The sequence below is a fragment of the Streptomyces sp. NPDC001634 genome, from assembly GCF_040298185.1.
Taxonomy (GTDB): Bacteria; Actinomycetota; Actinomycetes; order Streptomycetales; family Streptomycetaceae; genus Streptomyces.
Map to the genome: position 1 here is coordinate 59107 of NZ_JBEOZU010000052.1, position 8299 is coordinate 67405.

Annotated in this window: 6 protein-coding genes; 3 read left to right on the forward strand and 3 right to left on the reverse strand. The window is 73.0% G+C overall.

The annotated features are described in order from the left end of the window. Positions 1 to 224: 224 nt before the first annotated feature. The 3 genes from ABT186_RS29800 to ABT186_RS29810 are packed head-to-tail and all read left to right on the forward strand — an operon-like array spanning position 225 to position 5112. Positions 225 to 1253: an AAA family ATPase gene (locus tag ABT186_RS29800; protein WP_351226366.1), complete on the forward strand. Its 1029-nt coding sequence runs from the start codon at positions 225 to 227 to the stop codon at positions 1251 to 1253. Beyond that, positions 1253 to 2611 carry a DUF58 domain-containing protein gene (locus tag ABT186_RS29805; RefSeq protein WP_351226368.1) on the forward strand — a complete coding sequence of 453 codons (1359 nt, stop codon included), beginning with the start codon at positions 1253 to 1255 and terminating at the stop codon, positions 2609 to 2611. Before ABT186_RS29800 ends, ABT186_RS29805 begins: the two co-directional genes overlap by 1 nt. After that, positions 2608 to 5112 (forward strand): transglutaminase TgpA family protein, encoded by a 2505-nt coding sequence (locus ABT186_RS29810; protein ID WP_351927646.1) that lies wholly within the window; start codon positions 2608 to 2610, stop codon positions 5110 to 5112. Before ABT186_RS29805 ends, ABT186_RS29810 begins: the two co-directional genes overlap by 4 nt. Positions 5113 to 5967: 855 nt before the next feature. Here the strand turns inward: ABT186_RS29810 and ABT186_RS29815 are convergent. The 3 genes from ABT186_RS29815 to ABT186_RS29825 form a co-directional block, all read right to left on the reverse strand. Further along, positions 5968 to 6351 carry an SCO2097 family morphological protein gene (locus tag ABT186_RS29815; protein ID WP_351226372.1) on the reverse strand — a complete coding sequence of 128 codons (384 nt, stop codon included), beginning with the start codon at positions 6349 to 6351 and terminating at the stop codon, positions 5968 to 5970. A gap of 275 nt (positions 6352 to 6626) precedes the next feature. After that, on the reverse strand, positions 6627 to 7454 hold the full coding sequence (locus ABT186_RS29820) for a methyltransferase (protein ID WP_351226374.1): 828 nt from the start codon (positions 7452 to 7454) through the stop codon (positions 6627 to 6629). Between the two features lie 218 nt (positions 7455 to 7672). Beyond that, complete coding sequence (locus ABT186_RS29825) at positions 7673 to 8212, reverse strand: SAV_6107 family HEPN domain-containing protein (RefSeq protein WP_351927650.1); 540 nt, start codon at positions 8210 to 8212, stop codon at positions 7673 to 7675. Between the last annotated feature and the right edge of the window lie 87 nt (positions 8213 to 8299).

Consider the following 8299-nt stretch of genomic DNA (forward strand, 5'->3'; position numbering starts at 1 on the left):
CATCCATTCGGACAAAAATCCCGGGCCCGGTGTGCCAAAAAGGCCGCAAGGCCGACATATCGCGGCCAGTTGTCCACAGCCGAGTGACACGAACCGGTAACGGCAACAAGAATGCGGTTGTGGCGTCACGCGGAACTTTCCCCGCGTGGTGTCCGTGTTTCGGGGTGGGCCGGTCCGCATCGCAGAGCGTCGGCCCGGAGAAAGAACGGGCCGAGGAGGGCCGGGTGACGACCTATGACGATCGAGCGAGCCTTAGTGATCTGACTGCCACTGTGGAGCGCGTCCGCAGTTCGGTGGAAGGAGTGATCGAGGGCAAGCCTGAGGTCGTACGGCTTTCGCTGACCGTGCTGCTCGCCGAGGGACATCTTCTGATCGAGGATGTCCCCGGCGTCGGCAAGACCATGCTCGCCAAGGCGCTGGCGCGTTCCATCGACTGCACGGTGCGGCGTATCCAGTTCACGCCCGACCTGCTGCCCTCGGACATCACGGGCGTGTCCATCTGGGACCAGCAGCGCCGGGACTTCGAGTTCAAGCCGGGCGCGATCTTCGCCCAGATCGTGATCGGCGACGAGATCAACCGCGCCTCGCCCAAGACCCAGTCCGCGCTCCTGGAGTCGATGGAGGAGCGTCAGGTCACCATCGACGGCCAGACCTACGAACTGCCCAGCCCGTTCATGGTGGTCGCCACCCAGAACCCGGTCGAGATGGAGGGCACCTACCCGCTGCCGGAAGCCCAGCGCGACCGCTTCATGGCCCGCGTCTCCATCGGCTACCCGAGCGCGGACGCCGAGTTGCAGATGCTCGACATCCACGGCGGGGTGAACCCGCTGGACGACCTCCAGCCGGTGGCCCACGCGCACGAGATCGTGAAACTGGTCGAGGCCGTCCGAGGCGTCCACGTCGCGGAGTCGGTCCGGCGCTACGCGGTGGACCTGGTCGCCGCCACGCGCACCCACCCCGACCTCAGACTCGGCGCCTCGCCGCGCGCCACCCTGCACCTGCTGCGCGCGGCGAAGGCATCCGCAGCCCTGAGCGGCCGGGAGTACGCGCTGCCGGACGATGTGCAGGCCCTCGCCGTGGCGGTCCTGGCCCACCGTCTGCTGCCCACCGCGCAGGCCCAGCTCAACCGCCGTACGGCGGAGCAGGTCGTCCAGGAGATCCTGGCGAGCACACCGGTGCCCGCGGCGCCCCAGCAGCAGTCCGGCCTCACCATGGGCCGCGGCTACGGCCAGCAGCCGCCCCGGAGGCTGTGATGACCCACGGGGGAACGGCGCGCGCCGCCGAGGAGGGCAGGGGCGGGATGCGCACCGCGCTCGCCGGGCTGACCACGCGCGGGCGCTCCTTCCTGGCGGCCGGCATCGCGGCCGCGATCTGTGCCTACGTCCTGGGCCAGGGCGATCTGCTCCGGGTCGGGCTGCTGCTCGCGGTGCTGCCCCTGGTGTGCGCGACCGTGCTGTACCGCACCCGCTACCGGGTCGCCGGCAGCCGCCGCCTGACCCCCTCGCGCGTGCCCGCCGGCTCCGAGGCCCGGGTCCATCTGCGGATGGACAACGTCTCCCGGCTGCCCACCGGGCTGCTGATGCTCCAGGACCGGGTGCCGTACGTCCTCGGGCCGCGCCCCCGGTTCGTCCTGGACCGGGTGGAGGCGGGCGGCCGCCGCGAGGTGTCGTACCGCGTGCGCTCGGACCTGCGCGGCCGCTATCCGCTGGGCCCGCTCCAGCTGCGTCTGACGGACCCGTTCGGGATGTGCGAACTGACCCGCTCCTTCTCGACGTACGACACCCTGACGGTCATCCCGCGCGTGGAGCCGCTGCCACCGGTACGGCTGACGGGCGAGGCGAGGGGGTACGGCGACGGGCGGCAGCGCTCGCTGGCGCTGGCGGGCGAGGACGACGTGATCCCGCGCGGCTACCGTTACGGCGACGACCTGCGCCGGGTGCACTGGCGTTCCACCGCGCGCTACGGCGAGCTGATGGTGCGCCGCGAGGAACAGCCGCAGCGGGCCCGGTGCACGGTGCTGCTCGACACCCGGGGTGTCGCTTTCCGGGGCGCGGGCCCGGACTCGGCCTTCGAATGGGCGGTGGCGGGCGCCGCGTCCACGCTGGTGCACATGCTCGAACGGGGCTTCTCGGTGCGGCTGTTGACCGACACGGGCAACTCGGTGCCCGGCGAGGGCGCGGACGGGTTCGCGGGCGCGAGCCAGGAGTCCGCGGACGCGGCCGGGTTGATGATGGACACGCTCGCCGTGATCGACCACTCGGACGGTGCGGGCCTGTCCCGCGCGTACGACGTGCTGCGCGGCGGGAACGAGGGGCTGCTGGTGGCCTTCTTCGGCGATCTCAGCGAGGAACAGGCCGCGGTGGCCGCCAATATGAGCAGGCGCAGCGGCGGGGCACTCGCCTTTCTGCTGGACAGCGACGCCTGGGGGCGCGAACCGAGCGATGTGCCTGGCCCGTTGAACCGGAGCGAGGAGCGGCTGCGGATGCTGCGCGAGGCGGGCTGGACCGCCCTGATGGTGCCCCGGGGCGTCTCACTGCCGGAGTTGTGGCGCGAGGCGGACCGGCAGCGCACGGGCGTCGGCGCCGTGAACGGTGCGGAGGGACTGTCATGAGCGGGCGCGCACGGCTGGCGCTGTGTGCCGCGGCGGCGACGCTGATGGCGTCGTGCGCCCTGCTTCCCCTGGTGTCCCCGGCGACCTGGCTCTTCCAGGCGGTGTTCCTGGTGGCGGTCCAGAGCGGTGTGGGCGCGCTGACCCGGCGCGTCCCGCTGGCGCGTCCGCTGACCCTCGCCTGCCAGGTGGTGGTCACCCTCCTGCTGGTCACACTGATCTTCGCCCGCAGCCAGGCCGTCGCCGGGTTCGTCCCCGGCCCCGACGCCTTCCACCACTTCGGGGTGCTGTTGCAGTCGGGCGCGGAGGACGTCGGGCGCTATGCGATCCCCGCGCCGCTCACCCCCGGGATCCGGCTGATGATCGTCGGCGGTGTCGTGCTGATCGGGCTTCTGGTGGACGCGCTGGCGGTGACGTTCCGGGCGGCCGCCCCGGCCGGACTGCCGCTCCTTGCGCTGTACTCGGTGGCCGCGGGCCTCTCGAACGGCGGCACCGACTGGATGTGGTTCCTCGTGGCGGCGGGCGGCTATCTGATGCTGCTGCTGGCCGAGGGCCGCGACCGACTGTCCCAGTGGGGGCGGGTCTTCAGCGGTGCCCCCCGCACCCCGGGCGCGGAAGCCGGCGGGGCCGTCGCTCCCGTCCGCACCGGGCGGCGCATCGGCGCGGTCGCGCTGGGCGTGGCCCTGGTGGTGCCGCTCGCCCTGCCCTCGCTCAAGGGCGGGCTGCTGGACGGCGCCGGGACCGGCGTCGGCGACGGCCTCGGCGACGGCGGCACGATCTCCGCGGTCAACCCCCTGGTGTCGCTGCGCGACAGTCTGAACGTGGACCAGGACCGCCAGGTCATGGCGTACCGCACCAACACGGACGACAACCAGGACATGTATCTGCGGATCGTCGCCCTCGACGACTTCGACGGTACGACCTGGAAGCCCGCCCAACGGCACATCTCGGCCGTCCCGGACGCGCTCCCCACGCCGATCGGCCTCGCGGGCGGGGTCAGGCGGACCGAGATCGAGACGCGGATCTCGGCGGCCGACTGGTACGCGCAGGACTGGCTGCCCATGCCCTACCCCGCGACGAGCGTGAAGATCAAGGGCAGCTGGCGGTACGAGCCGGTGGGCCGCACCCTCGTCGGCGACCACGGGCAGAACACCCGGGGCCTGCAGTACAGCGTCAAGAGCCTGATCGTGCAGCCGACCGCCGAGCAGCTGGCCGCGGCGCCGGAGCCGCCGGAGGCGCTGAAGCGAGAGTTCACCAAGGTGCCGGGGTCCCTGCCGGCGGTGGTGGCGCAGACGGCCCGCAGGGTGACCTCGGGCTCGTCGAACCACTACGAGGAGGCGGTCAAGCTCCAGGACTACTTCGCGGTCGACGGCGGATTCACCTACAGCACCCAGGTGCAGGTGGGCACCGGACCGAACGCGATCGCCCGGTTCCTGCAGGACAAGCAGGGCTTCTGCGTGCACTTCTCGTTCGCGATGGCCGCGATGGCCCGGACGCTGGGGATACCGGCGCGGGTCGCGGTGGGATTCACCCCGGGTTCTCCGCAGGCGGACGGCTCGATGTCGGTGGGGCTGCGGGACGCCCACGCCTGGCCGGAGCTGTACTTCGAGGGCGTGGGCTGGACCCGCTTCGAGCCGACCCCGACCCGGGGCTCGACGCCCGCGTACACGCAGTCGGACACGCCGAGCGGCAACAACCAGGGGGTGCCGCAGCCGTCGCTGTCGTCGTCCACGGCGCCGTCCATCGCACCGTCGGCGAGCGAGAGCTGCACGGCGCAGGAGCGGAAGCTGGAGGCGTGCCCGAGCCAGTCCTCGCAGGCCGTGGTGGCCTCCGGGAACGACGGGCCGCCGTGGTACCAGATCCTGGCGTGGACGCTGCTGGGGCTGGTCCTGGTCGCGTTGCCGCTGACGCCGATGCTCTGGCGGCTCAGAAGCCGGGCGGTGCGGCTGGCCTCCGCTCAGCACGCGTCGTCCGGTCCGCCGCGGGGCGGCGTACGCGGCCGGGAGCGCAAGGCCGGCACGCAGTACACGGATGACGTCGGGATGACCGTGCTGCCGGGCCAGGCTCTCCCGGGCCGGGTCGCCGAGGTCGCAGTGGGGCACACTCTGGCCGTCTGGCGGGAGCTCACGGACACCGCGTGGGACTACGGCATCGTGCCGGACGACGCGCTGACCCCGCGGAAGGCCGCCGAGCGGATCGTGCGGCTCGGCGGGCTGGACGCGTCGACGGCCGAGGCCGTGCACCGGGTGGCCGGCGCTGTGGAGCAGGTGCTCTTCGCCCCGCAGCCGCGCGCCCAGGCCGGACTGGTCGACGATGTGCGCAGGCTCCGGGTGGCGCTGAGGTCCACAGCCAGTCGGCGGACCCGTGTGCGGGCGGTCGTGGCACCGCGCTCGGCCATGCGGGCGGTGTGGGCCGTGAGTGACGGCTGGGCGGATCTCAGGGCCCGCTGGTCGGCGCGCTGGGCGGCCCTGGTGCGGCGGCCGTCCGGCCAGCGGAGCGGCTGACGCACGCAACCGCCCGCCCCGGGGAAACGGGGCGGGCGGTGTCGTTTCTGCCCCCTGGAACGGACGGTGCCGGTGCCCTTGCCCTTACCCGTGGCAGCCGGTTCCCTCGTCCGTCGTGCCCTGTCGCGGCCTCGGAGAGCCGGCGCCTGCCCGGTGCGGCTCCCGCTCCAGGAGCGAAGCCGCGTCGTCGAGTACCCCCGCGATCCTGGCAAGCGTCGCCTCGTCCCACTCCATGGCCTCCAGCACCCCAGGGCGGTCTTCCAGCACTGGACGCCGACGCACATGCCGCCGGACCGCCGCAGGACGAGAACCCGGCCACCGCCACCCCGGCACGCGCACCCGCGCACAGGCGGACGGGCGGCGGGAGGACGAGGACCCGGCCGCCGTCATCCCGGCGTGCGCACCCGCGCAAGGGCCGCCGGGCTGCCGAAGAGCGAGAACCCGGCCACCACCACCCCGGCATGCGCACCCCCGCACAGACCACCGGACCGCCGAAGAGCGAGAACCCGGCCACCACCACCCCGGCATGCCCACCCCCGCACAGACCACCGGGCTACCGAAGAGCGAGAACCCGGCCACCACCACCCCGGCATGCGCACCCGCGCACAGGTGGACGGACCGCCGAAGAGCGAGAACCCGGCCACCGCCACCCCGGCACGCGCACCCGCGCACAGGTGGACGGACCGCCGCCGATATCCGTGCCGCCGTCAAGGAGGCGGCCCCGCCCTGGCCTTGCGGCACGAGCCGGTGGAGCGCGGTCCGGGACCCGTCGGCTCGCCCGGGCACAGATCAGGGGGCGACCACCTCGTCGGTGGTCGCCCCCTGGACGTCTGTCTTCGGCTGCCGCCCGGCGGGCTAGTGGCCGTGTTCGTCGCGGCGTCGCTGCCAGCGTTGTTCGATGCGGTCCATCATGGACCGTCGCTGCCGGACCTGCCTGCGGGAGCCCGGCGCCCCCTGCTCACCCGGCTTGGGTGCCTTGCGCCAGCCCGTCACGGCGAGCACGGCGCAGCCCAGCATGACGAGAAACCCGACCACGCTGATCCAGATCAGCTGTGCGACCATTCCGGCCATGAGGAGCGCGATACCCACCAGGAAGCCCGCGACCGCCTGGTAGACCCGTCGCCGGGTGTACGTACGCAGCCCGCTTCCCTCAAGCGCTGTCGCGAACTTGGGATCTTCGGCGTACAGCGCTCGCTCCATCTGCTCGAGCATTCGCTGCTCGTGCTCCGAGAGCGGCACGGAGTCCTCCTCATCGTGCAGTCGCCGGGGCGACCGGGGGTCCCCTTCAGGATAGGCAGGGAATCGCCCCCTTGAAACCCGCCCCTCTACGCCAATTGGCCAACCGGAACCCGCCATGGACGTCCCGGCTCGCTGAGGCTTCCATTCCCCAGCGACCGACCCGTCATGCCGGACGGTCTCCCTCGATCATACGGCTCGCACCGCCCGATCGGGGGTCCTGTGGCGTACTCCATCCGCCGTCAAGCCGCTGATCAGCGGCGCGTCACGGCAGGCACTCAGGACTCGGACGCCCCCTGTGACTCACCGAGGACATGGAGCTGCGTGGCCACGGAGTGGAACGCGGGGGTCTCGGCGGCCGCGGCCTCCAGCTTGAGCAGCGCTTCCAGGGCGCCAGGCTCGGTGTCCACCAGGACCCCGGGCACGAGGTCCGCGAAGACCCGCACGCCGTGCACGGCACCGACGCGCAGGCCCGCGTCCTCGACGAGCGCGGTGAGTTGCTCGGCGGTGAAGCGGTGCGGCACGGGGTCACCCTCGCCCCAGCGGCCGTTGGGATCCTCCAGCGCCTGCTTGGCCTCCTTGAAGTGCCCGGCGAGGGCCCGCGCGAGCACGGCGCCGCCGAGGCCTGCGGCAAGCAGGCTGAGGACACCGTCGGGGCGCAGCGCGGCGACCACGTTGCGGACGCCCTCGGCGGGGTCGTCCACGTACTCCAGGACGCCGTGGCACAGCACGACGTCGTAGCCGCCGCGCTCGACGACGTCGAAGAGGCCATGTGCGTCGCCCTGGACGCCCTGCACCCGGTCGGCGACACCGGCCTCGGCGGCCCGGCGCTCCAGCGCGAAGAGCGCGTTCGGGCTGGGGTCGACGACGGTCACGCGGTGGCCGAGGCCGGCGACGGGCACGGCGAACTTGCCGCTGCCGCCTCCGGTGTCGAGGACGTCCAGCACGTCCCGCCCCGTGGCCTTGACGCGGCGGTCCAGGGCGTCCTTGAGAACATCCCAGACCACGGCGGTACGGAGAGAAGCGCGGGGTCGAGAGGGGTCGGAGCGTGGCGACGTCGTTCGAGGGCTGTGGTGGGAGACGGGCGGGCGCATCGGGTCCGACACGGCAGTTGACTCCTCGGCGCGGCACCGCCTGGTGTACGGCGGAGCGATCGGACGGCCTTCCGGCCCCCGGTACCAGGGCGAAAGGCTTCAGGCGCCTCCAGCCTATTGCCTTTGGAGCCCTGCCCGGAGCCCCGACCCACACCACCTGCCGGCCCGGGCCCGCGCTGCCCCGCCCACCCATCTTCGGCCCACCCGGCCGACGGCCCCGGGCACTCGGCTCAGCCCGCGTCCGGGATCTCCCGGTCCCCGTCCTGCCGCGGCTGGGGCAGCACCGGCTGGAGCACCAGCATCCGCTCGACCAGGCGCAGGAACATCGCCACATCGCGTATCAGGTCGTCCGCGTCGCGGATACTGGCCGCACCCTGGATGCCGGCCTCGGCGCGGGCACGGCGGGGAGCGCCGGCGGCGAACAGCGCGCTCCACTCGGTCAGTTCGGGCGCGATCTCGGGGAGCACTTCCCAGGCGCTTCTGATCTTGGCGCGGCGGCGTGCCGTGGGCTCCGGGCGCCCGCGTGCGGCGAGCACGGCGGCGGCCGTGCGCAGGGCGGCCAGATGGGCCGTCGCGTACCGCTCGTTGGGCGTCTCGAGGACGGTCGCCTCCTCGAGTGCGGCGCGGGCCTGGGCGAGCAGGTCGAGCGCGGCGGGCGGGGCCGTGGCCCGGCGCAGCACGGGGTGCACGTCGCTCGCCGGGCCGGTCAGTGAGGGGGCAGGGCCGCTGCCGCGGCGCCGGCGTGCCGCGGCAGCGTGGTGGCAGGCCAAGAAGAACCAACTGGCGGCTGCCTGACGGCGCAGTGGCCGTATGTTGCCAACGTGTGGTAATCCACAGACAAACCGTTGAGAAATGGT